The sequence below is a fragment of the Tenacibaculum sp. 1_MG-2023 genome, from assembly GCF_030547425.1.
Lineage (GTDB): Bacteria > Bacteroidota > Bacteroidia > Flavobacteriales > Flavobacteriaceae > Polaribacter.
In genome coordinates this window covers 134,283-160,836 of record NZ_JAUORH010000001.1, presented here as the reverse complement: position 1 = coordinate 160,836, position 26,554 = coordinate 134,283, and the positions used below count along the sequence as shown (strand labels likewise).

Sequence of the window (26,554 nt, the reverse complement as noted above, 5' to 3'; positions counted from 1 at the left end):
TATGAAAAAAATAATAATAGCAGCATTAGCAGTTGTAAGCATGTCTTTTGCTGTAAATGCTCAAATAGATAGAAGTGTACAACCAAAGCCAGGGCCAGCTCCTAAAATTAAGTTAGGGAAAGCTGAAAAGTTCAAATTAAATAATGGTTTACAAGTAATTATGGTTGAAAACCATAAATTACCAAGGGTTTCCGCTTCATTAACAATTGATAACCCCATTTATTTAGAAGGTGATAAAACAGGTGTTTCTCAGGTTATGGGAGACATGCTAGGCAACGGCACAACAAATATGCCTAAAGATGAGTTTAATGAAAGGGTTGATTACCTTGGAGCAAATGTTTCTTTTAGAAGCAACGGAGCCTCAGTAAGATCATTAACAAAGTATTTTGGAGAGGTTTTAGGTTTAATGGCTGACGGGGTTAAAAACCCTAAATTTACTCAAGAAGAGTTCGATAAAGTAATTGAACGTACTTTAGAAGGAATTAAATCTAACGAAAAAAGTGTAGAAGCTGTTGCTAGTAGGGTTGAAGATGCTTTAGTGTATGGTAAAAATCATCCGTATGGCGAGTTCATAACTAAAGAAAGTATTAAAAATATTACACTACAAGATGCAAAAAACAATTACAATACTTATTACAAACCAAACAACGCATATCTTGTAATAGTTGGAGATATTAATCCTTCTAAAACCAAAACGTTAGTTAAAAGTTTATTCAACGACTGGAAAAAAGGAACCATACCTGCTACTAATTACAATACACCTACCAATGTTGAGACTACCGAAATTAATTTTATAAATATGCCAAATGCGGTACAATCTCAAGTAGCTGTAATTAACACAGTTGATTTAACATTAGGTGATAAAGATTATTACGCAGCTTTATTAGCTAATAATATTTTAGGAGGCGGTGGTACTGCGCGTTTATTTATGAACTTGCGCGAAGATAAAGGCTATACTTACGGGTCTTATTCAAGTCTTTCACAAGATAAAAATAAAAATGCCGGAATTTTTAAAGCAAGTGCAGCTGTAAGAAACATAGTTACAGATAGTGCTGTGGTAGAAATTCAAAAGGAAATTAATAAAATTCGTTACCAAAAAGTAACACCTGAAGAATTAAAAAACTCTAAAGCAGAATACATAGGTAGTTTTGTACGTAATGTTCAAAAACCATCTGTAGCAGCTAATTTTGCATTAAATATTGCTCGTTATAACTTGCCAAGTAATTTTTATGAAAAATATTTAGAAAACATTAATTCTGTTACTTTAGACGATGTTCAAAATGCAGCAATTAAGCACTTCAAAGGAGATAAAGCTCGTATAATTATTACAGGTAAGGCAATTGATGTTTTAAAAAACTTAGAAAAAACATCAGAATATAAAATCAATTATTTTGATGCATATGCCAACCCTACTGAAAAGCCTGAAATGAGTTTACCTATTCCAGCAGGTACTACAGCAAGCTCAGTTGTTGACAACTACTTTAAAGCCATTGGAGGTAAAGACAAAATAGCAAGCATAAATTCTCTAATGATTTCTTCTGAAGCTAAAGTTCAAGGAATGCAATTAAGTTTAATCCAAAAAAGCGCCACTCCTAATAAATCTTCTGTAGTTGTTTCTATGATGGGTAACGTAATGCAAAAAGTAATTTTTGACGGAACTAAAGGATATCAAGAAGTTCAAGGTCAGAAAAAAGAAATGGCAGGAGATGATTTAGAAGAAGTTAAAAACACTACTACTCCTTTTGCTGATAAAGCCTATAAAACAGGTACTTTAGATAGAATTGAACCTATAGATGGAAAAAATGCTTATGTAATTAAACATGGTAAGAAAGAAATCTTTTATGATATTAATTCTGGATTAAAGGTTAAAGAGGTAAAAACAGCTAAAGGGCCACAAGGAGAAATGAAAGTACCTGTTCTGTTTTCAGATTACAAAGAAGTAAATGGAATTAAATTTCCTCATAAAATGATTCAAAAAAATGGACCAATGACTTTTGAGTTCATCACTAAAGAAATTAAAATTAATGAAGGAGTTTCTGACGCTGACTTTAAATAATAATTAGACTTAAGTCTATAAAAACTAAAAGAGCCAAAATGCAATATTTTGGCTCTTTTTTATTTTTAGTAATCTTAAAGCTATCTAGCCTTATTAACCAACCAAACACCAAACAAAATAATCCCTCCCGCTAACAACTGAATTAAACTTAATTTTTCTCCATCAATAATTCCCCACATCACAGCAACTGCTGGAATTAAATATGTTACAGAAGCAGCAAAAACAGGTGAAGATAAGTGTACCATTTTATTAAATAACACTTTTGCTACCCCAGTACCTACAACAGCTAAAATTGCTACATAACCTAATGCAGAAGTAGTTTCTGTTGTTATTTCAAAAGTTGAAAAAAAGTCAGAAAAAGCTAAAACTAAGAATGCTGGAACAGTAAGCACTACAAAATGTCCAACTGTAATTGCTAAAGCATCCAAATCAAATAAGTATTTTTTTATTGTATTAACGTTAAAAGCATAACCTATTGATGCAACTACTACTAATAACGCATACCAATAATTTTGGTTAGGATTTAACCCTGCTCCTTTTAAAATTAAAATTAAAGTACCTATTAAACCTATTAAAATTCCAACTAATTGTTTCTTTTTAAAAGAAAATCCAAAAACTAATGCTCCAAAAACAAAAGTGTTAAAGGGTGTAAGCGAATTTAAAATAGCAGCTATTGAGCTATCTATTCCCTGTATTGCAAATGCGAATAGAAATACAGGAAAAAAAGTTCCTAAACCAGCCGTAATCATCACATACTTCCAATGTTTTTTTTGAATTCTTTTTAAACTCTTAAACCCAACTAACAATAAAAAAAATGCTGTAATTAACATTCGTAAAGCACCTACCTGAATTGGAGTTAATCCAATTAATGCCTTTTTCATTAAAATAAAAGAACTTCCCCAAACTAGCGAAAGCACTATTAAAAACAACCATTTTTGTTGTTGATTATTCATTTTCATTTAATTTAAGTACAAAAGTCGTTTATTTCTGTTTTTAATTTTGATTTTATTGATAAATTTGCTGAATAACTCAATAAATAAAAATGATGAAAATTCATAAAATATTATTCATTTTAGCCATCGTAAGCTTTTTAGCTGTTGGATGTAAAAATGAGACTAAAAAAGAGGAAGCTACTCAGGAGCAAAAAACGGAAATTGCTGCTGACACTAAAGATCTTTCACTAAATATTTCAGGAATGACTTGTGAAATAGGTTGTGCTAGAAAAATAGCTTCTGACTTAAGTAAGAAAGAAGGTGTTTTAGAAGCAAACGTTGTTTTTAACGATAGTATTGCAACTATAAAATATGATGCTAACAAAACAAGTAAAGCTGATTTAATTGCTTTTGTTGAAGGAATTGGAAGTGGTGATATGTACAAGGCTTCAGAAGCCGCTAAAAAAACTTGTAAAACAGATTGCACAATGGCTTGTTGCGCTGCTAAAAAAGCAGACAAAAAATCTTGTGAAACCGATTGCAAAAAAGAGTGTTGTACAAAAACCGAGACTGAAAAGAAAGCTTGTAAAGAAGGTTGTACTATGGCTTGTTGTACTGAAAACAAAAAAGCATAATTGTTAATTCAAACAATATCGAAAGCTCCTAAAATTAGGAGCTTTTTTTATGCCTTTTAAGTATCTTTGCTAAAATTTTCTTCTGATGAAAAAACACTTTCCCCTCATTGTAAAAATCTCGTTAATTGCTGTATATGTTATTTTTTTAGCTGGTTCAGTTGTTCGTATGACAGGTTCAGGAATGGGGTGTCCTGATTGGCCAAAGTGTTTTGGATATTACATTCCCCCGACCTCTGAAGAACAAATTACATGGCAACCTGATTCTGAATATAAAAAAGGGATGATTATCGTAAAAGGTGAAGTCTTATTTGTAGCAGGACACGATATAAAAACTACTCAAGAGTTCAATAGCAATAACTGGGAAAAATACACAAAGCACGACTACGCAAAATTCAATAAATTTCACACCTGGACAGAGTATATTAACCGATTAAGTTCTGCTTTGGCTGGAATTCCTTTTCTATTTTTAATTTTTGTTTCTGTTAAATTTTGGAAAGAAAACAAACAAATTACGCTTTTATCATTCGGAGCATTCTTTTTGATGTTATTTGAGGCGTGGCTTGGTAAAACTGTAGTAGATTCTAACTTAAAACCAACAATAATTACCATTCACATGGTTGGAGGGTTAGTTATTGTTGCTTTGTTATTATGGCTGCTTTACATTGTTTCCGATCGAAAAAAAACATCCTACAAATACAATTCATTATTTAGTAAGCTAGTAATACTTTCAGCTGTATTTTCACTAATTCAAATTGCTTTAGGAACTCAGGTACGCCAATTTATTGACGAACAAGTAAAACTACATGGGTTTGAAAACAAACATTATAGCTTGATGGATCCGAACATTAAATTTTATATCCATCGTTCATTTACTATAGCTATTGTATTGGTGAATCTTGGATTATTCTACTTAAATCAAATAAAAAATTTAGGATATAAACTAGTAAACTGGATAGTGTTCTTAATCTTTTTAGAAACGATTACAGGTATTTTAATGTACTATGCAGATTTTCCTTTAGGAACCCAAGCTATACACTTATTATCAGGTGCTATTTTATTCGGGTTACAGTTTTATTTGTGGCTTCAATCATACAAAATAAATTAAGAACTATTAATTAGTAATTAACTCAAAAAACAATTTACTTGATTTTTTACTTTCTGTAACAATGGTATAATACGCATGAATATCTAACTTACAAGTAAATATTTCTTCATTTTTTATATTCTTTATTTTAAAATTTAAAAAATGCTGTGTCTTTCTTTTTTTTATACTTTGATATTTACCCCATCTTTCTGGAGTTCTAGAAAAAGAAGAAGATATTGTACAAGTCGTTTCATAATCTAATTTTTCTTTCTTTTTTTTCGGAATGGACTCTAAATCTTCCTTTAAAGGATCTGTAGACGATAATTCATAATTAAACCCTACCTTTATTTTATTTTTTCTAGCTTCTTTTTTTATTTTTTCTCTAAGCTCTAAATAGTAATTAATTAAATGTGTATCCCCTTCGAATATAAAAAGAATTGATTTTGGTGTAACAAAATTTTCCGTCTCTTTTTTCTCTACAGTTCTAACTCCTTTTTCAAAAGAAATATCAGATTGTGAGAAACAAAATTCTGACACGAGAACAAATACACAAAATAAAAATATCTTTTTCATCTAGCTAATATAACACTTTACTTCTTCCACTCTAAGGTTTCCATCATGTGAATCATATCTTTTTTAATGTATTCAACTGCTGGTAAAATAGAATCATAATTTGGTTTGGTATAAAAGAATAAAGACCCTTTTAAAAAGTGTTTAGAACTATCTGTTGCATGAAATTGCACTTGTGAAGCAGCGTTACCTAGAATTTGGTATAAACTTCCGTAAACTTTTGTATTTGGGTTTGTATATTCAACAGGAGCAGTAATTTGATCTGCCTTTATTGCATGCTCAAATACTAGTTTCTCAGATTCTATTAACAATTCTCTTAAATTCCCTTCAATGGGACGATACGTAATATCTACAGATGCTTTTAAACTTGGATATTCAACTTTTATCCAATTTTTTGGCAAATCTTTAGCTTGAGCTATTTGAGCTATTTCAACCGTATACGGTTTATTTAAATTTGCTTTCTTGTAGGTTTTATGAGGATACTCTAAACTTAGATAACCTTTTGGCTTAGGTAAGGTTTCCTCACCACAACTTATTAAAAATATTGCTGATATCAGCAAAGAGAGTTTACGCATTTCGGGTAACTTTTACTTGTTTTATACGTTTTTTAGCCAACGCTTCAATAGTAAACGTATAATTACTAAAGTTTATTTTTTCACCTTTTTTTGGAAATTTACCTGAGACTTCTAAAATAAAACCTGCTATAGTTTCACTTTCTCCTTTAGCCTCTTCAAATTTTTCCTCATCTTCATCTTCTAAGACACGGCAAAAATCTTTAATAGTTATTTTTCCTTCAAAAATATAATTATTTTCATCAAGTTTCGAATAAGTGAGGTCTTCATCGTCAAATTCATCATTAATATCTCCTACAATTTCTTCTATTACATCCTCTAACGTTACAATTCCACTAGTACCTCCATACTCATCAACTACAATTGCCAAATGTTTTTTCTTTTCTTGAAACTCTACTAGCAAATCATCTAGTTTTTTATTTTCTGGCACAAAAAATGGTTCTCTCAACAACTTTTGCCACTTAAACGTTTTCTTACTCAAGTGCTCTAATAAATCTTTAGCATATAAAACTCCAGTAATATTATCAATACTTTCATGATATACTGGGTTTCTTGAATATCCGTTTTTTAAAATAGTTTGTAACACCTCTTCGTAACTAGTATCATCTGCTATTGCACATACATCTGTTCGAGGCTTCATAATTTGTACCGTTTCAGTATTCCCAAAACTTACAATTCCTTCTAAAATTTTTTGCTCTTCTTTCGTTGTTGCATCATCAGACGTTAACTCTAACGCTTGTGACAAACGCTCTACGGAAAGATTATTGTTCTTATTCCCTAACTTATTTTCAACAACGCTTGTTATTTTGATTAATGGCAGGCTTAACGGAGTTAATAACGTATTTAATACCTGAATAGGCTTAGCCATGAACTCAGCAAACTGTAATGATTTTCTACTAGCATATACTTTTGGCAACACTTCACCAAACAATAAAATTAAAAAAGTAATAAGTACTATTTCTATTAAAAAGAGGACAGATACATTGAAAAAATAAAAGTCCAATTCATAATCTAACCCTGCAAATAACACCTTACCAATACTTGCAAAGAGCAGTACAATAAGAATATTAATAAAGTTATTTGTTATTAAAATGGTCCCTAATAACTTTTTAGGATCTTGAAGTAGTTTTACTACGGTATTTTCTTCTTTGGAATTTGCTGATAACTCATCTAATTCTGTTTGCGAAATTGAAAAGAAAGCAACTTCAGTTCCTGAAACTAACGCAGAACAAATCAATAATAAAAGTAGCAATAAACAGTTGATGGCAGTCAACCAATCAAAACTTGATAATACTAAAAGTAAAGGTTCGGGTTCTGGGTCCAATTTTTAAAATTTAATTAAACTAAAATGGCAAATCATCTTCTTCTTCTTTAGCTACACTTGGTGGTGTGGGGTTAGAGTTCCCTTGAGTTGGTGTTTCATTTGACTGCGCATTATTCGGGTCTTTTTTTGTAGACAAAAACGTCATGTCTTGCACATGAATTTCGGTTGTATATCTTTTTTGTCCGTCAACTTCATACTGGCGTGTTTTTATACGCCCCTCACAATACACTCGATCTCCTTTGGTTAAATATTTTTCACAGATTTCAGCCAATTTATTACGCACTACTATATTATGCCATTCTACATTTGTTATTCTTTCTCCTGTTTGACGATTCGTATAAGTTTCATTAGTTGCTAAAGGAAAACGCCCAATTGAATTCCCTCCTTCAAAATAATGCATTTTAACCTCATCTCCTAAATGACCTATTAAAATAACTTTGTTTATTGTTCCTGCCATAGCCTTATAGTTTTGTGTAAAATCAAATATACAAATTTTAAGATTCTTTGTTTAAATATTCCTCTAAAAACTTATTAATTAACACTGGTACTGGGCATTTTTTCACCGTTATCCAATCCATAGTTTTTGTATTTACATCTATGGTTTTTACTATCCAAAACTTAGTGATTAAATGTTGGTGTGATAGCTTATGAACAATGTCTTTATTATTAAAAAGAGAAATCGTAGTTTCTTTGGGAAAAAGTTTGACAAACTGTTCACTCTCTACTAATTCTTCTTCGTTTATTTTCTTGTGTGTTTCTACCAAAGGAAATTGATACAGTCCTTGCCAAATTCCTCTCCCTTTTCTTTCTTGTAAAACAGTTTCGTTGCTTTCTGTAACTGGCACTAAATAGTTAAAGTATCGTTTTTTTACTTTTATTTTTTTCTCTTTTACTGGAAGCTCTTTTATTTGATTTTTTGCTAAAGCCACACAACTGTCAGCTAACGGACACTCATTACACAATGGGTTTTGAGGTTTACAATGCAACGCTCCAAAATCCATTATAGCTTGATTATATACTCCTGGTTGTGTTTCGTCTATTAACGTTTGCGCTAACTCTTTAAATTCTTTAATTCCTTTTGTTGAATTAATTGGAGTATTTACACCAAAATAACGCGATAAAACCCTATAAACATTACCGTCTACTACAGCAACTGGTTCATTATAACAAATAGAAGCTATTGCAGAAGCTGTATAATCACCTACTCCTTTTAATTTGAGTAACTCTTTATATGTTTTAGGAAACACACCATTCAACTCTTCCACTATAAACTTAGCTGTAAAATGTAAGTTTCTGGCTCGTGAATAATAACCTAGCCCTTGCCATAACTTTAACACTTCAGTTTCATCTGCTTTTGCTAAGTCAAACACCGTTGGAAACGCTTCTGTGAACTTTAAAAAATAAGGCTGCCCTTGTGCTACACGTGTTTGCTGTAACATAATTTCGCTCAACCAAACGCTATAAGGATCTTTTGTTTTTCTCCAAGGAAGCTCTCTTTTATTCTGAAAATACCACGAAACCAATCTAAAAGTCATAAAAAAACACATTTATTTTTAACAAAAAACAAAAACACACCAACACAATTAACCAATCAACAAGAAAAAACAACAAAACAATGTAATTATATAGCTTATTTAACATTTTTATAAAAAAAAGTAGGGTATAAACATTTTCACCTGTTATTATACTCAATAAAGAAGGGGGAAAATTTATTTTTCCTGGGTACTAATTTAAATAATTTAATTAATGAAATCTAAATTCATACTAACACTATTTATAGTGTTACTTGGGCGAATAACCTATGCTCAAGAAAAAAGTATTTCTGGTACAGTTTCCGACACTACTGGTCCTCTACCCGGCGTTACTGTTTTAATCAAGAACACAACCAAAGGGACAGACACAGATTTTGATGGAAATTATACCATAAAAGTAAACCAAGGAGATGTGCTTGTCTTCAGGTTTGTTGGTAAAAAAACCACTGAGGTGAAGGTACAAAACCAAACCGTCATTAATTTAGTATTGGAAGATGATTCTAATATCCTTAACGAAGTAGAAGTTATCGCTACTGGTTATGACAAAATAAACAAAAAAACCTTTACTGGATCTGCTATTTCTGTTGGAATCGATGATTTAAAAATAGATGGAGTTGTAGATGTAACTAGAATGTTAGAAGGTAGAGTTGCAGGGGTTAACATTCAAAACCTTTCTGGAACTTTTGGTACTGCTCCAAACATTACCATTAGAGGTTCTTCTTCTATCTTTGGGAACAACACACCTTTATATGTAATTGATGGTGTGGTACAAGAAGATGTGATAGAACAAGACTTAGATCAATTAACATCAGGAGATCCTTCAACTTTAATTAGCTCATCTATAGCTGGTATAAACGCCAATGACATAAAAAAAATAGATATTTTAAAAGATGCTTCGGCTACATCTATTTATGGTGCTAGAGCAAGAAATGGTGTAGTAGTAATAACTACTAAGTCTGGTAGAAAAGATTCTCCTTTAAAACTTAATTACAACCTAGAACAAACAATACGTGACATACCTTCATATAGTAATTTTGATTTATTAAACTCAAAAGAAAGTATGGCTATTTTTAGAGAAAATGAAAGTAGAGGTTTTTTCCAATTACCTAGTGTTTCTAGAGGTAGATACGGCGGTGTTTATTACATTAGAGCTACTGCTTTAGATAATTATAACGAATCTACCGGAATGTTTGAACTAGGAAACACTCCCGAAGCTAGAGAAGCTTTTTTACGCAAGTACGAACTAGCTAATACTAACTGGTTTAAAACATTATTTAGAAATAGCTCTTTAATGCAAAACCACTCTTTAAGTCTTTCTGGTGGTAGTGAAAGTAATTCTTACTATGCTTCTGTGAGTCTTTTGCATGATCCGGGGTGGACTATTGCTGATAAGGTAACTCGTTTTACAACTAACTTGAAAAATACGTTCTATTTTTCTGATAAGTTTAACGCTACTTTTGCCGTAAACGCATCTATAAGAAAACAAAAAGCTCCTGGTACATTCAGCAGGGAATCAGATCCAGTAACAGGAGACATATCTCGCGAATTTGATATTAACCCTTTTAGTTACGCTCTTAATACCTCTAGAACGTTAAGACCATATAACGATGCTGGAGGATATGAATATTACAGAAATAACTGGGCTGATTTTAATATACTAGAAGAGCTAGCAAACAATTCTATTGATATTAATCAAAGAGATATTCGATTCCAATTAGATGCTTCCTATAAAATAACAGACAATATTACCTATGATTTTAATGGAGCTGGTCGTTTTGTTAATACTGTAAGAGAGCATAATGTAAGAGAAAACTCAAACGTTGTAAGAGCTTATAATGCTGATTCTTCAACTGTTTTAAGAGATGATAATATATTCTTATATCAAGACCCTACAGATCCTGATGCTTTACCTGTTGCGGTTTTACCAAACGGTGGTATCTATTTTAAAAACGACGACTACTTAACGACTTTTTATGCTAGAAATAGCTTTAAATACGACAATACGTTTAATGAAAAACATAATTTTAATGCATTGTTAGGTCAAGAGATAAGATTTGTAAACAGAAATTCAGACAGGTTTACAGGATATGGATTACAATACGACAATGGTTTAACAGCATTTACAGACCCTAGAATTCTTGAAAAACTGATAAATGGAGGCGAAGCTTATTTTGGATTAACTAAAGAAAGAGAAAGAACAGTAGCTTTCTTTGGTAAGGCAACTTATTCTTATGATGATAAATATGTTTTCTCTTTAACAGGAAGATACGACGGATCTAACAGGCAAGGACGTAGTAGTAGTTCAAGATGGCTACCAACAGGAACTGTTAGTGCTAAATGGAATGCTAGCAAGGAATCTTTCTTAGAAAATTCAAATACTATTAGCAATCTACAGTTTAGATCTTCATATGGTTTAGTAGCAACTCCAGGGAATGCAACAAATGCATTAGCTATATTTACAAGTCAAATAGCAGACAGACTTTTACCAGCAGATAGAGAAAATTTCTTAAATATAACTGCATTACAAAACTCTGAGTTAACATGGGAAAAGCAATATGAATTAAACTTTGGTGTCGACTTAGGTTTATTCAATAATAGAGTTAATTTAATAACAGACGTTTACAAAAGAGATATTTTTGACAATATTGACTTTGTAAGAACTTCTGGTATCGGTGGGCAATTTATAAAACAAGGAAATAACGCAGATGTTGAAACTTATGGTATAGAATTTACTTTAGATACTAAAAACATAGTAACTGATAACTTTACATGGTCTTCTAACATTAACTTCTCATATTTTGATCAAGAAATTACAAAATTAGACAATACACCTATTGCTTTTGATTTAGTAGATCAAACTGGAGGTAATGTTGTAGGCTACCCTATTAACTCTATGTTTTCTTTTCAATTTGCAGGTTTAAATAATGAAGGTTTACCTCAATTCACAAACAAAGACGGTGAAATAGCTTCTGTATTAGACTTTCAAAACAACGAAAACTTAACTGACTACTTAAAGCATGAAGGTTCTGTAAACCCTAATATTTCGGTTGGATTTTCAAATAATTTCACCTATAAAAATTGGGATTTAGGGGTCTTAATAACCGGTAGCGGAGGAAATAAGGTAAGATTAAACCCTATGTTTAGTTCAACTTATTCTGATACAAGTATCTTTTCAAAAAGTCATGTAAATAGATGGCTTAATCCAGGTGATGAGAATATAACCAACATCCCTGTAGTACCAGATCCTTCTGCTTTTCAAAGAAATACCAACTTAAGAACTGTTTACAATGCATATAATTATTCAACAGAACGAGTAGCTGATGGAGATTTTTTACGTATGAAAAACATTTCATTAGGATATAAATTCAATAATGAATTAGTTGAAAAACTAGGACTTTCACATTTAAAAGTTAAATTTCAAGGAACAAACTTGTTTTTATTATATTCTGACTCTAAACTTAACGGTCAAGACCCAGAATTCTTCCAAACAGGCGGAGTTGCATTACCAATTACAAGGCAATATACTTTCTCTTTAAACTTAGGATTTTAATAAAATAATAGTATGATTAAAAATAAAATAAACAATGTTATACTATATGCTACATTAGCCTTTGCTTTTGTAGGGTGTAGTGAGTATTTATCTGAATTACCAGATAACAGAACATTAATTGATTCTCCTGATAAAGTTTCTCAATTAATTACAGCAGCATATCCAGATCAAGATTATGCACTGATGGCAGAAATAATGTCTGATAATGCTGATGATAAAGGTAATATCTCAAGTGTCGAACAATTAGATTTACAACTATACCAGTGGCAAGACTCTAATTTAGAAGAAAGAGGCTCACCTGTTAACTATTGGAACTCTTGTTATGAGGCAATTTCACAAGCAAATCAAGCTTTAGCTTCTATTGAAGAATTAAAAAATAAGTTTGACTTAAGTACACAAAAAGGAGAAGCTTTAATTGCTAGAGCATATGCTCACTTTATGTTAGTTAATTTTTGGGCTAAACATTATGATGTGACAACAGCTTCTACTGACTTAGGAATTCCTTACGTATTAGAACCTGAAACTGTTCTTTTTAAAACCTACAAAAGAAATACAGTTCAAGAGGTATATGATTTTATTGAGAAAGATTTAACTGAAGGACTTTCACTGGTTGGTGATAATTATAACGCTCCTAAGTTTCATTTCACTAAAGACGCTGCTAATGCCTTTGCTGCTAGATTTTATTTATACAAAGGTCAATGGGACAAAGTAATTGAACATGCAGATAGAGTAGTTACCAATCCTGCTTCTGAAGCTAGAAATATGGTTGCTTACGGAAACATGAATTTAACAGGAGTAAGAATGCTATATAATAGTGTTGACGAGCCTGCCAATTTATTAATTATTTCTACAAACTCAATATGGGCTAGAAAACACAGGTCTTCACGATTTGGGTTGTCGGTAGATAAAATAAGACCTCAACTATTTACAGGATCATCAAACCCATTTAAAAAGAATTGGGCCTATGATACATATAGATCTAATCAGTACACTTATTTCACTCCAAAGTATAACGAATATTTTAAGTATACAAATGAAAGTGCTGGTATAGGTTTTCCTTATTTAGCACAAACAATGTTTGATAAAGACGAAGTAATACTAAATAGAGCAGAAGCGTCTGTTATGCTAGAAAATTACAATGAAGCCTTAAATTACTTAAACGCTTATATAGGAAACAAAACAGAAACCTATGACCCTAACACTGATATGTTAACAGACACAGAACTTCAAGAAGTATACCCTGTAATACCTAACGAATACACTCCGAGCTATTCACTAAATGATAGACAAACATTATATATTAAAGCTATAGCTGAGTTTAAAAGAAGACAGTTTTACCATGAAGGTTTCCGTTGGTTCGATGTAAGACGTTTTAACCTAAGCATTACACACGAACTAGATAATGGTTCAGATATTGTGCTTGAAAAACAAGATTTAAGAAAACAATTACAAATACCTTTAACAGCTCAAAGCGGAGGTTTACAGCAAAACCCAAGATAAAACAAACAGTATGAAAAAAATAAACAAATTATTATTAGGTATTGGCATGCTGGGATTAATTTGCTCATCATGCACAACAAAGGAGGAAGATTTAGGTTCAAGTAATATAGATGCCTCTACACCTGTACTGAATGAAACCGACAAATGGTTACGAGATAATTATACTACACCCTATAACATAGAGGTTTCTTACAAATGGGGACCTGGAAAAGTTGATTTAAACAGGTATTTACACCCACCAAAGATAGAAAATGTTAAACCTGCAATGGAGGCTATTAAAGCAGTTTGGGTTGAACCTTACTCGCAATTAGGAGGTGAAAACTTTATTAAAAATATAGCACCAAGAGAAATTCTCTTAGTGGGTGGACAAAACATAAACCCAGGTGGAGCAACTTCTGTTCTAGGTTTAGCAGAAAGCGGAATGCGAATTGTTTTTTTTGAAGTAGATAATCAAGATTATAAAGATAAAAATCAATTAATTCAATTCATCGGAACAATTCAACATGAATATATACATATTTTAAACCAAAGAATCCCCTTTGATGAGATAGCTTATAGAAACATTACTCCATCTGATTACACAGGTCAGTGGTTTGAAATATCTGATGCTGAGGCTAGAGAATTAGGGTTTATTTCTGCTTATGCAAGAGCAAACGAACATGAAGATTTTGCTGAAATGATAAACGCTATGCTATCTTCAAACAAAGCAGATTATGATGCAAAAGTAAACGGTATTACAAGCACTAAAGCAAAAGAAGATATCAGAAAAAAGGAAGCTATTGTAGTTAAATACTACAAAGATAATTTTAATATAGACTTGTATGAACTACAAGAGTTAGTAGCAAAAAATGTTGATGAATTCACTAAATAATTAAAATGGTAAAAAAACATATAACTAAAATACGTGTGCTTTTGGCTTTATTTACTCTATCTCTTTTTATTACATCTTGTAATGAAAATAAAGAAGAAGAGTTATTTAATCAATCGCCAACCGAACGTATGAATCAAAGAGAGAAAGAATTAAGAGATTTACTTCTTTCTTCAGAACACGGATGGAAAACAGTATACTTTACTGATAATAATAACCTAGGAGGATATACTTTCTTGTTTGATTTTTTAGACGAATCTAAAGTTAGAACAATAGGTAACTTTAATAATAATATTTCACCAGTTGAAAGTGAATATACCATAGGTTTAAACACTACAACAACTTTAATTTTCACAACAAAAAGTGAGCTTCATGAATTATCAGATTCAGGTAACTCAGCTCCATTGCCTAACTTTGGCGGTAGTGGTTACAAAGGTGATTTTAACTTTATGTACTACGGTGTTGAAAACGATGAAATTGTTTTTAGAACTTCTAGAGATTTTGTTGAAATAAGATTTAAGAAAGCTACAGCAGAAGATTGGACTGATTTTCAAAAGTACCAAGACATGAAAGACTTTCTTAATAATTCTTCTGGACATTTAGCCTACGAAAATGATGGAGTTGTTCACAATTTCTCTTACAATGGAAATGGTGAAGTTAGGTTTGCTACAAACCTAGAAGGAAATGCTTTACTAAATTTTGGAGTTGGTTTCACTTCCAATGGTATTGAAATTTCACCAGCAATTGACGTTAATGGGACGAAATATTCTGAATTTATATTAAACGAAACAGAAAATAAATACACCTCTATTGACGGTAACTTTTCAATATCTTTAGTTTCTAGTCCCATCGACATGACTGTTACTTGGACTACAGCAGCTAGACCTGCCTTTAGCAATCAAGAGTTTATAGATACTTTTAATACAGTAAAACCTATTCATGACTCATTATTTCCTCCTTTTCCATTAAATGATATATATCTTATTGGAGGCGGTGAAATTACCTTCTTAATAGGATCTACTTCTGGAGTACACGGTATGTCTTTTTCTGGTGTTTTAGGTAACAAAGATTTATTAGCCATAGGTAAATTAGCCCCTGGTACGAACTGGAGCTTATTACCACATTTAAACCCATTAGTTGATTTATTAGTTGATAAGTCTCCTTATAAAGTCCAATTAGTTAATCCCGATACTGCCATTTTAACAAGTGATGGTGACCCAGACTTTGTATTTACAATAGTCAAATAAAAACCTTGTTCTCATTAAACTTACCCAAAAAACAATTGTTTTTTGGGTTTTTTATTCTTATTTTTTCCGGAATGAATTAATTATCATATATTTGCACCCTCAATTTTTTAAAGAAAACAAACAAAAATATATTTATAATGACAAAAGCAGATATCGTATCTAAGATTTCAGATAAAAGTGGAATTGAAAAAGCGGATGTTTTGGCAACTGTTGAAGCATTTATGGACGAAGTAAAAGATGCATTAGAGAATGGGGATAATGTATATTTAAGAGGTTTTGGTAGCTTCATCATTAAAACAAGAGCAGAAAAAACTGGTAGAAACATTTCTAAGAATACAACTATCAAGATTCCTGCACACAATATACCTGCTTTCAAACCTTCTAAAGTGTTTACTGAAGGAGTGAAGACAAAAGTAGCTGTTAAGTAATTAAAAAATTATTAACCCAAGACCTTATTTAAAAGGTTTTACAAAACATTTTAACTATGCCAAGTGGTAAAAAAAGAAAGAGAGCTAAGATCTCTACACACAAAAGAAAGAAAAGAGCAAGAGCAAACCGTCATAAGAAAAAGTAAGCAATAGCTTACTTTTTCGTTGCTTTTATAAGCTACGTTCATTGACATTAAGGTTTTAACACCTTAAAATGGTATAAACATATACCTGTTTACAAATTTTAATCCGTCTGCGTAATTTTACGTTGGCACAAAACCATATTCAGAATGAAAACAGAATTAATAATTCGTTCCAATTCTTCTGATATTGATTTCGCCTTACTAAGAGATGGTAAACTTATTGAGTTAAACAAAGAAACAAGCGACAATAATTTTTCAGTTGGTGACATTTTCCTTGCTAAAATAGGAAAAGTTATGACTGGTTTAAATGCTGCTTTTGTAAATGTTGGATATCCTAAAGATGGTTTTTTACACTACCACGATTTAGGTCCTCAAGTGCAGTCTTTAAATAAATTCATTAAGAAGGTAAGCACAGGTAATTATAAAGAATTCACTTTAAAAAACTTTCGCTTTGAAGAAGACATCAACAAAGATGGAAGTATTAATGATGTACTAAAATCAGGTCAAAATTTATTAGTACAAATTGTAAAAGAACCTATATCTACCAAAGGTCCGCGTATTAGTTCGGAACTTTCTATTGCAGGTAGGTTTTTAGTTTTAGTTCCTTTTTCTAACCGTATATCGGTATCACAGAAAATAGCAGATCCGAAAGAAAAGGAACGTTTAAAAAAATTAGCAAAAAGTATCAAACCTAAAGGGTTTGGACTTATTCTACGTACTGTTGCTGAAGGTAAAAAGGTAGCAGAACTTGACAAAGATTTACAAAACTCACTTGACCGTTGGAAAACAATGTGTAAACGCATTGCTAATAACAATACACCAACAAAAATATTAAGTGAGTTAAACAGAGCATCTTCTATCTTAAGAGATGTTATGAATGATTCTTTTACAAGTATAGTAACCAACGATGAAACCTTAAAGGTTGAAATTAAAGAATACTTACAAGAAATATATCCTGAAAAGGAAAATATCGTAAGACTCCATCGTTCTGATGTACCTATTTTTGAAAAATATGGTATTGAAAGACAAATTAAAACATCGTTTGGTAAAACAGTTTCAATGAGTAAAGGAGCTTATTTAGTTATTGAACACACCGAAGCTTTACATGTTATAGATGTAAATAGTGGTAACCGTTCTAACAAATCCTTAAACCAAGAAGAAACTGCTTTAGAAGTCAATTTAATTGCAGCCAGTGAAATAGCTCGTCAGTTACAGTTACGAGATATGGGCGGAATTATTGTTGTTGACTTTATAGATATGAAGTCTGCTGAGAATAGACAGAAATTATATCAACATTTGAAAGAAGCAATGTCTTTTGATCGTACTAAACATAAAATTTTACCTCCAAGTAAATTTGGTTTAGTTCAAATTACAAGACAACGTGTACGACCTGAATTAGAGATAAAAACACGTGAACCAAACCCAAATAAAGATGGAGAAGTTGAAGCTCCTATTGTGTTATTAGACAAAATAGAAGCTGAATTAGAACGCATACTTAATAGCGGTAAAAAATATAAGGAAATCACATTAAATGTACATCCTTTTATAGCTGCTTATTTAACAAAAGGCGTTAATTCAATCCGTTTTAAATGGTTTGTTCAACACAAAAAGTGGATTAAAATATTACCTAGAGACGCTTACCAATACTTGCAATATAAGTTCTATTTAAAAAAGAATAAAAAAAGTAAGTAAGGCAATCTTATTATGAAATAAAAATCCCGTATCGTTTCGATACGGGATTTTTTTATCTCTTAAAACCAAAAACCAAGGTTAAACAACCAATAATGCTCTGAGTGGTCTGGTGACCATGTATATTTTAACTCTATAGGACCTAAAAATGTTTCTACACTGTACCCTACTGCATATCCAGACTTCGTATTCTTAAATAAATCTCCATCTTCAAATATATCTTCTTCTACACGTGCGTAATTAGCTATAAACATAGCATAGTGCTTTTTATAAACTTCATAACGAAAGTTAAACTCTGATCTTAAATAAGACTGATTATTTAACCCTCCTGTATCATATCCATACATTGGAATAAAGTTATTGATGTAGTTTTGATTATAACCTCCTAAGTGATAATCAAATATTTCAAACGATTTTTTCCCTAGTGTGTATCCTCCTTGCGAAGTGTATTGGAATGTTAACTTATCATAAAAAGTTGTTGCAAACCCTAATGTTCCTCCTAATTGAGAAAATTGATGAAAGGGTCCACTATTTTCTATTAATTTATCTAACCGGTTATCTCTATCTGACCATAAAAACCACTTAAACCCTACATCTGCATAAAAGCCTTTTGTAGGAAACATTTCTTTGTTGTAAGTGTCTAATTTTAAAAATGCGAAGGTGTTTACATAGTTACTTTTATCAAAAAAGTCTTCTTTTCCTTCTGTTGAAATATTTTGTGTGCTTGCATTAATATTTTTATGCTCTGCTCCTATACCTATTGCAAACTTTTTATCAAATGTTGTTTGTAGGTATAATGAAGTAGAAAAATCTCTATACCTCCCATTTATGAGTCCTGTATCATGTATAAAATCACTGTTAAACACATTGTACCTTGTTCTGAAGCCATAACTTGGTAACAAACCATTATCAACAAAATACTCAAGATTATACCTAATTTTATCTCCTACACCTACATCCAAAGAAAACTCGTCATTCTGAAAAAGCATTTTTTTATGATTGTAATTTAATAACACAGCTGATTTATATAGCAAATCATAGTGTAAGCCTAATCGTAAAAAAGATTGTATTTTTTCTTCTTTAACTGTTAGCTCTAATTTTTTTCCTTCAAAAGACTTCTCAAAATGATAGTCTATTCTTTTAAAGTTTTTTGAAGCTGTTAACGTATTAATTTTTTTAGAAATTTCTTTATAGGACACACTATCTCCTTCACGTAATTGTAACTTTCCTAAAATATAATTATTTGTATAGTTTTTATTTCCTTGTATAATAATTCTATCAACTAAAAATCTTTTTCCTTTAGGTGATATTTTTGATATTTTATTTTTTTTAGGTTGCATCTTTGCTATACTATCAAAAACCACTCTATATGTTTTAGCTACTTTTTCTCCTTGCGCTAAAATTTCCTTCTTTGCATCAAATGAAATGACGCTATAATCAATCACATTAGGTCTTATATAAATATCTAATAATTCAATCTGCTCATCTGATTTCTGATACATTTGAAAATTAATTATTTGCATTAGCAGAGATGCTATAGATGTTAATTCTTCTCTTTTTAAAAGTTCTCCTTGTACGCTTACACCTATAACTATATCAACATCTTTCTTTTTCATTACATCTACAGGGAAGTTGTTAACCACTCCTCCATCAACTAATAACTTACCATCAATATCTACTGGATTTAATAATGAAGGGAAGGCTGCACTTGCTCTAAGAGCAAGAGGTAACGAACCACTTTCTAACACTTCTTCTTTACCAGTTTCTATATTTGTTCCTATACAATAAAAAGGTATGGGTAATTTAGAAAAATCCGTAACCTCATCAACTGGAGCTAACAATTCTGTCAAGAAATTTAACACATTCTGTCCTTTAGACAAACCTAAAGGTAATCCTAAGTTACCTTTTTTTATTGGCAAAGAAATAGCATATTTTTCACCATGTTCTTTACTAAAAAAAGGTTTTTGTCTTCTAGAAACTTTATCTTGTAATAAATCAATGAAATCTGTTTTAAGAACAGCGTCTTCAATTTGATCGGCAGTATAACCTGAAGCATACAAACCTCCGACTATAGACCCCATACTTGTACCTCCGATATAATCTATTTGTACACCTGCTTTTTCAAGCTCTTTTAAAATCCCTATATGGGCAATTCCTTTTGCACCTCCTCCACTTAATACCAGTCCTACTTTAGGTTGGTTTTGCGCCAACATAAAGATTGGCAGCAATAATAAAATTAATAACTTTTTCATTTCCCTTTTTTTTGATAGTGTTTGTATATTTTTTGAGCTCTAGCATTTCCAACCACCTCTTTCAGTTCTTCAAAAGTAGCTACTTTTACTCTTTTGGCTGATTTAAACTTACGTAGTAAGTTAGTAATAGTTTGTTTTCCTATATCAGGAATTTGTTCTAATTCAGATTGTATCGCGCTTTTACTTCGTTTATTTCTATGGAAAGTAATTCCGAAACGGTGTGCTTCATTACGCAAATACTGAATTATTTTAAGTGTTTCTGATTTTTTGTCCAAATACAACGGAACTGGGTCTCCAGGATAAAAAATCTCCTCCAATCTTTTTGCAATACCAATAATGGCTATTTTCCCTCTTAAACCCAAAGTATCTAAACTCTTTAAGGCAGAAGATAACTGTCCTTTACCTCCATCAATTACTATTAACTGTGGCAAAGGCTGTTCTTCGTCTAATAATCGTTTATATCTTCTATATACAACTTCTTCCATAGAAGCAAAATCATCAGGACCTTCAACTGTTTTTATATTAAAATGGCGGTAGTCTTTTTTACTTGGTTTTCCGTCTTTAAAAACCACGCACGCAGCAACAGGATTTGTTCCTTGTATATTTGAGTTATCAAAACATTCAATATGACGTGGTTCTTTTCCTAATCGTAAATCTTTTTGCATTTGCGCCATGATTCTTTTTACATGACGATCAGGATCTACAATCTTTATTTGTTTAAATTGTTCTTGACGGTAAAACTTTGCATTGCGTTCAGACAATTCAACAATACGTTTTTTATCTCCTAATTTAGGTATCGTTACTTTAATATCTTTACCCACATTTACTTTAAAGGGAACAAAAATTTCTCTTGATAACGAGTTAAATCGTTGGCGAGTTTCAATAATAAACAACTCTAAAAGCTCCTTATTCGTTTCTTCCAGTTTTTTCTTAATTTCTGTGGTATAGGATTGTACAATTGAACCGTTCATTATCTTGAAAAAGTTTGCATATCCATGCGACTCGTCAGAAATGATAGAAAACACATCTACATTATTAATTGATGGATTTACTATAGTTGATTTAGCTTGGTAATTTTGTAAAGAAGCTAGCTTTTCTTTAATTTTTTGTGCCTCTTCAAATTGCATATCAGCAGCGAAATCGAGCATTATTTTTTCAAACTGCTGTAAACTCTCTTTAAAATTTCCTTTAATGATATTTCTAATTGCTCTAACATCTTCTAAATAATCCTCTTCGGTTTGATATCCTTCACAAGGTCCTTTACAGTTTCCTAAATGATACTCTAAACAAACTTTATACTTATCAGTGTCAATCTTTTCTTGACTTAAATCATAATTACAAGTACGTAGCGGGTATAACTCTTTAATTAAATCCAACAACGCATGCACCGTTCGCATATTTGTGTAAGGTCCAAAATACTCCGATCCATCTTTAACAACTCTTCTTGTAGAAAATATGCGAGGAAATCGCTCTTTCTTTATACAAATCCACGGATATGACTTATCATCCTTCAATAACACATTGTATCGTGGTTTGTATTTTTTTATCAAGTTGTTTTCAAGCAGCAACGCATCCGTTTCAGTATCTACCACCACATGCTCTATTCGAACAATTTTTTTGACTAAAACTCGTGTTTTACCATTCTCATGATTCTTAGTAAAATAAGACGAAACCCGCTTCTTTAAATTCTTTGCTTTTCCAACATAAATAATCACATCTTCTTTATCAAAATATTGATAAACTCCTGGCGAGTTCGGTAGTGTTTGTACTTGAAGTTCGAGTGATGTTGGCATACAACGAAAATACGATTTTTTACCCTTTTAAAAGAGTATGATTTTTAGTTTTACTACCTTTACAATATGAGTACACTTATTGATAGTTTTGGAAGACAAATTAACTACGTTCGATTAGCGGTAACCGACCGTTGTAACTTACGCTGTCAATATTGTATGCCTGCTCAAGGAATTGATATTGTACCTCGTAAAGAGCTACTTACCTACAAAGAAATGTACCGTATAATTAGAGTACTTACTGAATTGGGGGTTAACAAAGTTCGTTTAACAGGTGGTGAGCCTTTTGTAAGAAAAGATTTTGTTTCTTTTTTGGAGATGTTATCGTATAATGATTTATTAGATGACATTAATATCACAACCAATGGAGCTCTTATTTATAAACACATAAAAACGATAGAAAACCTTAAAAAGGTTAAGAATATTAATTTAAGTATTGATAGTTTACACCCTGAAAAGTTTGCTAAAATTACTCGTAGGGATATTTTTACAGAAGTATATAAAACCTTTGAGTTATTAGAAAAAAGTTCATTGAATTTAAAACTGAATGTTGTTGTTCAGTCTGGATTTAACACTAATGAAATTAACGATTTTGTTCAGCTTACTAAAGACAAGGATATTGTAGTTCGTTTTATTGAAGAAATGCCTTTTAATGGAAAAGGACAACGAAATGCAGAAGAGGTTTGGAACTATAACAAAATCTTAGATAAGATACAATCTAAGTTTATTGTTACTGAACTTCCCTCAAAAAAATCATCTACCTCTAGAAATTTTTCCATAGAGAATCATAAGGGAACTATAGGGATAATACCTGCATTCACTCGTACTATCTGTAATGATTGTAACCGAATTAGGATTACCTCAACAGGAACTTTTAAAAACTGCCTGTTTGATGACGGCGTTTTTAACCTACGTGACTTTATTAGAAATGGTGCAAGCAATGAAGATTTAAAAACCTTGTTTTTATCATTGATAAAAGAAAAACCTGAAAATGGTTTTGTTGCTGAGGCAAATAGAAAAGAAAACGTAACCGAAAGTATGAGTACTATTGGAGGCTAATTTCAATGTGTCAATTAGATAATTTGAAATTGTAACAATTAAACTTTTTAACAGTTACACTTTAACATATGATTACAGTAAAAGAAGCCAAACATATAATTTTAGAAAACACACAAGATTTTGGTGTTGAAGAAATTTCTTTTTTAGAAGCTGTCGGAAGAGTTTTAAAGGAAGATATTGTTGCTGACAGAGATTTTCCCCCTTTCAACCGAGTAGCCATGGACGGAATCGCGATCAACTATCGTTTTTTTGAACAAGGGCTTCATGACTTTAAAATAGAAGGAATCCAAGCTGCTGGAAGTCCACAACAAACACTAAATAATGCTGCCAACTGTTATGAAGTAATGACGGGTGCAGTATTACCTAACAACTGTGACACAATAATTCGTTATGAAGATGTTGAAATTAACACTCAAGTAGCAACTATTATTGTTGATGAAACTAAAGAAGGGCAAAACATTCACAGAAAAGGTTCTGATAAAAATAAAGGTACAGTTCTAATAAAAAAGAATACGATTATTTCCACCGCTGAAATTGGTGTATTAGCTACCGTTGGAAAAGCCACTGTAAAAGTTGCCAAACAACCTAAAGTGATGATTGTTTCTACGGGTGATGAATTGGTTGATGTAAATGAAAATCCGTTAGACCACCAAATCCGGAGAAGTAATGTATACACGTTAGTTTCCTTATTGAACAATTTAAAAATTCCAGCAGAAACAGCGCATATAGCTGATGAAAAACAAATTTTAAAAGAAAAAATAGAATCCTACTTAAAAGAATATGATGTGCTATTATTTAGTGGTGCTGTTAGTAAGGGTAAGTTTGATTTTTTACCCGAAGTTTTAGATGAATTGGGTGTTGAAAAATTATTCCATAGAGTTTCACAACGACCAGGGAAGCCATTTTGGTTCGGCACTACAAATAACTGCAACGTGTTTGCTTTTCCTGGGAATCCAGTTTCCACATTTGTAAATTGTTTGGTGTATTTTTATCCTTGGTATAAAAAATCTGTTGGAGTTTCTTCCGAAGAAAAAACAGCTACTTTAGCAAAAGACATCACTTTTAAACCTAATTTAAGCTGTTTTTTACAAGTAAAATTAACTTCAGAAAACGGACAAGTATACGCAAACCCAATACAAGGAAATGGTTCTGGTGATTTAGCTAGTTTAGTAGAAGCCGATGGTTTTATTGAACTACCAAAAACAGAAGAAGTAGCATTTAAAAAAGGATGTGTTTTTCCGGCACTAACGTATCGTAGTTTTTAGTTTTGAATGTTGAGCTTTTAATTATGAAAAATAATCTTGTTAGTTCAAGTGGTTTTCATGATTGGAATAAGAAAAATAAATTAAAAAATGGTCTAGATCTAAAAAAGAAGCCCTTATAAATAATGAGTTTGAAAAACTTCCTAACTTAGCAAAAAAGAACTTTAAAAAGTAAAAGTGTCTGTTCGAAATGAGTGGAAACTGTATCGAGAACCAGTCTAATATACATCTCGATACTAATTTCTTTTTTCTGTCGAAAACGAAATTCACTCGATGTGACAACTAAACCTGACAAGAACTCAATATTTAAAACTTATAAAAAGTGAGCAACTTTTCACACATAAACGAACAAAATCAACCTAAAATGGTCAATGTTTCTGATAAAAAAATTACGAAACGTACCGCCGTCGCTAAAGCTACTATGTTTTTAGGTTCAGAAATTGTAAGTCATTTTACCAATGATGAACTCATCACTAAAAAAGGGCCTGTTTTTCAAACAGCTATCATTGCTGGAATTCAAGCCGTAAAAAAGACTTCTGATATCATCCCAATGTGCCATCCTTTGTTAATCAACGGAGTGGATATTGACATCAATATTGTAGACGATGAACATGTAGAGGTTTTTTGTAAAGTGACTATTGAAGGAAAAACGGGAGTAGAAATGGAAGCACTTACAGGAGCTTCAGCAACTTGTTTAACTATTTATGATATGTGTAAAGCTATCAGTCAAAAAATGGTAATTAAAGAAGTAAAGCTAGTAGAAAAAACAGGCGGAAAATCAGATATAAAAAATGGATAAGAAGCATACCAAACATACAAACCTTGTTAAAAAGCATAATGATAATTTTGCTCCTAATGAAGTAGCTATTTTAGGAACAAAATGCGGGGTTATTACTGATTTAGTTAATGAAGTTTCAAAAAGGTTATCGAAATATAATTTAGGCTATTTTGATGCTTCGCATGCTAAAGATGTTGAGCAAAATACTTTATCTGAATATACCTTTCATCATAAAGGTAATTTACAGCTAAATACTACTGCTATTGTAAACAAATACGAACAACGCTTACAGTTTTACAATCACGATTTTGTATTCGTTAACGGAAATCATTACCAAGGAGCGAAACAAATTTTGATTTTAGATGACGAGAAAGAAGCTTCTGTAAAAAAAAGGTTAGACCAATTAACAAACATTCAGTTTATAATTAAGTTGAACGAAGATTCAGTATATTTTGATTGTTTACTAGAGCGTTTTCCAAACATCAAAAATAGTACCTCTTATACCATTAATGAGATTGATAAAATATCTAATCATATACACAATCTCATTAAAGAAAACATTGCTCCTGTAAAAGGGCTGGTTTTAATAGGCGGAAAAAGTACTCGAATGGGACGTGACAAATCGGAGTTAGTGTACTATAAAAAGCCTCAAAAAGAACATGTAAAAGAGTTACTAGAAAACAACAATTTAGAAACTTTTTACTCTGTAAGAGGTTCATCTACTTATTCGGAAACAACAAATGAAATTCCCGATACCTTTTTAAACTTAGGGCCATTTGGAGGTATTTGTTCTGCTTTTCAAAAAGATCCAAACTCAGCATGGTTAGTTATCGCTACAGATCTTCCATTTGTAAATAATCACCTTATTCAATTATTATTACAAAAAAGGAATCCAAGTAAAGTTGCTACTGCAATCAAAGGTAAAAACAAAGAGTTTCCTGAGCCTTTAATCACCATTTACGAACCAAAAGCTTACAGAAAATTATTAGCTTATTTAGCACAAGGTTATTCTTGCCCTCGTAAAATGTTAATCAATTCCGAAGTTGAAATTATTGAAATTGATGACGGCCTTATAAGAAACATCAATACTCCTGAAGAGTTTGAACAAGTCAAAAGAGAAATTAACTCATAACTAAAAAGCACTTAAACTGAGTTTAAGTGCTTTTTAGTACCAAAGGTGGGACTCGAACCCACACGCCCTTGCGAGCATCGGATTTTGAATCCGACGTGTCTACCAATTCCACCACTTTGGCTTTTGGAGAGTGCAAATCTATAAAATATTT

At 31.5% G+C, this 26,554-nt stretch carries 21 protein-coding genes, 1 tRNA gene and 1 pseudogene; 14 read left to right on the top strand and 9 right to left on the bottom strand.

Annotated features, from left to right (window positions below):
- Nucleotide 1 precedes the first annotated feature (1 nt).
- The gene (locus Q4517_RS00720) at nt 2-2,056 is read left to right on the top strand and encodes an insulinase family protein (protein WP_303505101.1); all 2,055 of its coding nucleotides are present in this window, start codon (nt 2-4) and stop codon (nt 2,054-2,056) included.
- Between the two features lie 80 nt (nt 2,057-2,136).
- Here the strand turns inward: Q4517_RS00720 and Q4517_RS00715 are convergent, their stop codons facing one another.
- Nucleotides 2,137-3,009, bottom strand: coding sequence for a DMT family transporter (locus Q4517_RS00715; RefSeq protein ID WP_303505099.1), 873 nt, complete (start codon nt 3,007-3,009; stop codon nt 2,137-2,139).
- 89 nt (nt 3,010-3,098) lie between these two features.
- Here Q4517_RS00715 and Q4517_RS00710 point away from each other — a divergent pair, with 89 nt between their 5' ends.
- Together Q4517_RS00710 and Q4517_RS00705 are read left to right on the top strand one after the other, a co-directional pair.
- Nucleotides 3,099-3,623, top strand: coding sequence for a cation transporter (locus Q4517_RS00710; protein ID WP_303505096.1), 525 nt, complete (start codon nt 3,099-3,101; stop codon nt 3,621-3,623).
- Nucleotides 3,624-3,708: 85 nt separating this feature from the next.
- Entirely contained in the window at nt 3,709-4,728 is a 1,020-nt protein-coding gene (locus Q4517_RS00705) for a heme A synthase (protein WP_303505093.1), read from the top strand.
- A 6-nt stretch (nt 4,729-4,734) separates the two neighbouring features.
- Here the strand turns inward: Q4517_RS00705 and Q4517_RS00700 are convergent, their stop codons facing one another.
- From Q4517_RS00700 to mutY, 5 genes are read right to left on the bottom strand one after another with little or no spacing between them, the layout of a single operon-like run.
- Nucleotides 4,735-5,280: a hypothetical protein gene (locus Q4517_RS00700; protein ID WP_303505090.1), complete on the bottom strand. Its 546-nt coding sequence runs from the start codon at nt 5,278-5,280 to the stop codon at nt 4,735-4,737.
- 17 nt (nt 5,281-5,297) lie between these two features.
- On the bottom strand, nt 5,298-5,852 hold the full coding sequence (gene gldD / locus Q4517_RS00695; protein WP_303505088.1) for a gliding motility lipoprotein GldD: 555 nt from the start codon (nt 5,850-5,852) through the stop codon (nt 5,298-5,300).
- On the bottom strand, nt 5,845-7,173 hold the full coding sequence (gldE, locus tag Q4517_RS00690; protein ID WP_303505086.1) for a gliding motility-associated protein GldE: 1,329 nt from the start codon (nt 7,171-7,173) through the stop codon (nt 5,845-5,847). Before gldE ends, gldD begins: the two co-directional genes overlap by 8 nt.
- A gap of 19 nt (nt 7,174-7,192) precedes the next feature.
- Nucleotides 7,193-7,630 carry a single-stranded DNA-binding protein gene (locus Q4517_RS00685; RefSeq protein ID WP_303505084.1) on the bottom strand — a complete coding sequence of 146 codons (438 nt, stop codon included), beginning with the start codon at nt 7,628-7,630 and terminating at the stop codon, nt 7,193-7,195.
- A gap of 37 nt (nt 7,631-7,667) precedes the next feature.
- On the bottom strand, nt 7,668-8,708 hold the full coding sequence (mutY, locus tag Q4517_RS00680; RefSeq protein WP_303505082.1) for an A/G-specific adenine glycosylase: 1,041 nt from the start codon (nt 8,706-8,708) through the stop codon (nt 7,668-7,670).
- 211 nt (nt 8,709-8,919) lie between these two features.
- Here mutY and Q4517_RS00675 point away from each other — a divergent pair, with 211 nt between their 5' ends.
- From Q4517_RS00675 to Q4517_RS00650, 6 genes are all read left to right on the top strand, one after another.
- Entirely contained in the window at nt 8,920-12,255 is a 3,336-nt protein-coding gene (locus tag Q4517_RS00675; protein ID WP_303505079.1) for a SusC/RagA family TonB-linked outer membrane protein, read from the top strand.
- Nucleotides 12,256-12,267: 12 nt separating this feature from the next.
- The gene (locus Q4517_RS00670; RefSeq protein ID WP_303505077.1) at nt 12,268-13,755 is read left to right on the top strand and encodes a RagB/SusD family nutrient uptake outer membrane protein; all 1,488 of its coding nucleotides are present in this window, start codon (nt 12,268-12,270) and stop codon (nt 13,753-13,755) included.
- A gap of 10 nt (nt 13,756-13,765) precedes the next feature.
- Nucleotides 13,766-14,626: a substrate import-associated zinc metallohydrolase lipoprotein gene (locus tag Q4517_RS00665; protein ID WP_115899701.1), complete on the top strand. Its 861-nt coding sequence runs from the start codon at nt 13,766-13,768 to the stop codon at nt 14,624-14,626.
- Between the two features lie 5 nt (nt 14,627-14,631).
- Nucleotides 14,632-15,870, top strand: a complete 1,239-nt coding sequence (locus tag Q4517_RS00660) for a DUF4302 domain-containing protein (RefSeq protein WP_303505072.1) — start codon at nt 14,632-14,634, stop codon at nt 15,868-15,870.
- A gap of 137 nt (nt 15,871-16,007) precedes the next feature.
- Nucleotides 16,008-16,298, top strand: a complete 291-nt coding sequence (locus tag Q4517_RS00655; RefSeq protein ID WP_028891679.1) for an HU family DNA-binding protein — start codon at nt 16,008-16,010, stop codon at nt 16,296-16,298.
- Nucleotides 16,299-16,588: 290 nt separating this feature from the next.
- Entirely contained in the window at nt 16,589-18,133 is a 1,545-nt protein-coding gene (locus Q4517_RS00650) for a ribonuclease E/G (protein WP_115899699.1), read from the top strand.
- A gap of 59 nt (nt 18,134-18,192) precedes the next feature.
- On the opposite strand, the gene Q4517_RS00645 is transcribed toward Q4517_RS00650, so the two are convergent.
- Both Q4517_RS00645 and uvrC read right to left on the bottom strand, forming a co-directional pair.
- Nucleotides 18,193-20,382 (bottom strand): patatin-like phospholipase family protein, encoded by a 2,190-nt coding sequence (locus Q4517_RS00645; RefSeq protein ID WP_303505063.1) that lies wholly within the window; start codon nt 20,380-20,382, stop codon nt 18,193-18,195.
- A complete protein-coding gene (gene uvrC / locus Q4517_RS00640; protein ID WP_303505061.1) occupies nt 20,379-22,175 on the bottom strand; it encodes an excinuclease ABC subunit UvrC in 1,797 nt (598 codons plus the stop codon). The genes Q4517_RS00645 and uvrC overlap by 4 nt, the downstream gene beginning before the upstream one ends.
- Nucleotides 22,176-22,241: 66 nt before the next feature.
- Here uvrC and moaA point away from each other — a divergent pair, with 66 nt between their 5' ends.
- From moaA to Q4517_RS00615, 5 genes and pseudogenes are all read left to right on the top strand, one after another.
- The gene (gene moaA / locus Q4517_RS00635; protein WP_303505059.1) at nt 22,242-23,231 is read left to right on the top strand and encodes a GTP 3',8-cyclase MoaA; all 990 of its coding nucleotides are present in this window, start codon (nt 22,242-22,244) and stop codon (nt 23,229-23,231) included.
- A 68-nt stretch (nt 23,232-23,299) separates the two neighbouring features.
- On the top strand, nt 23,300-24,496 hold the full coding sequence (locus tag Q4517_RS00630) for a molybdopterin molybdotransferase MoeA (RefSeq protein ID WP_303505057.1): 1,197 nt from the start codon (nt 23,300-23,302) through the stop codon (nt 24,494-24,496).
- 79 nt (nt 24,497-24,575) lie between these two features.
- A pseudogene (locus Q4517_RS00625) lies at nt 24,576-24,668 on the top strand (endonuclease); the annotation flags it as partial.
- A gap of 147 nt (nt 24,669-24,815) precedes the next feature.
- Nucleotides 24,816-25,292 (top strand): cyclic pyranopterin monophosphate synthase MoaC, encoded by a 477-nt coding sequence (gene moaC, locus Q4517_RS00620; RefSeq protein WP_303505055.1) that lies wholly within the window; start codon nt 24,816-24,818, stop codon nt 25,290-25,292.
- Nucleotides 25,285-26,403, top strand: a complete 1,119-nt coding sequence (locus Q4517_RS00615) for an NTP transferase domain-containing protein (RefSeq protein WP_303505053.1) — start codon at nt 25,285-25,287, stop codon at nt 26,401-26,403. Before moaC ends, Q4517_RS00615 begins: the two co-directional genes overlap by 8 nt.
- Nucleotides 26,404-26,440: 37 nt before the next feature.
- Here Q4517_RS00615 and Q4517_RS00610 read toward each other — a convergent pair.
- Nucleotides 26,441-26,524: transfer RNA gene (locus Q4517_RS00610), tRNA-Leu, on the bottom strand.
- Nucleotides 26,525-26,554 lie beyond the last annotated feature (30 nt).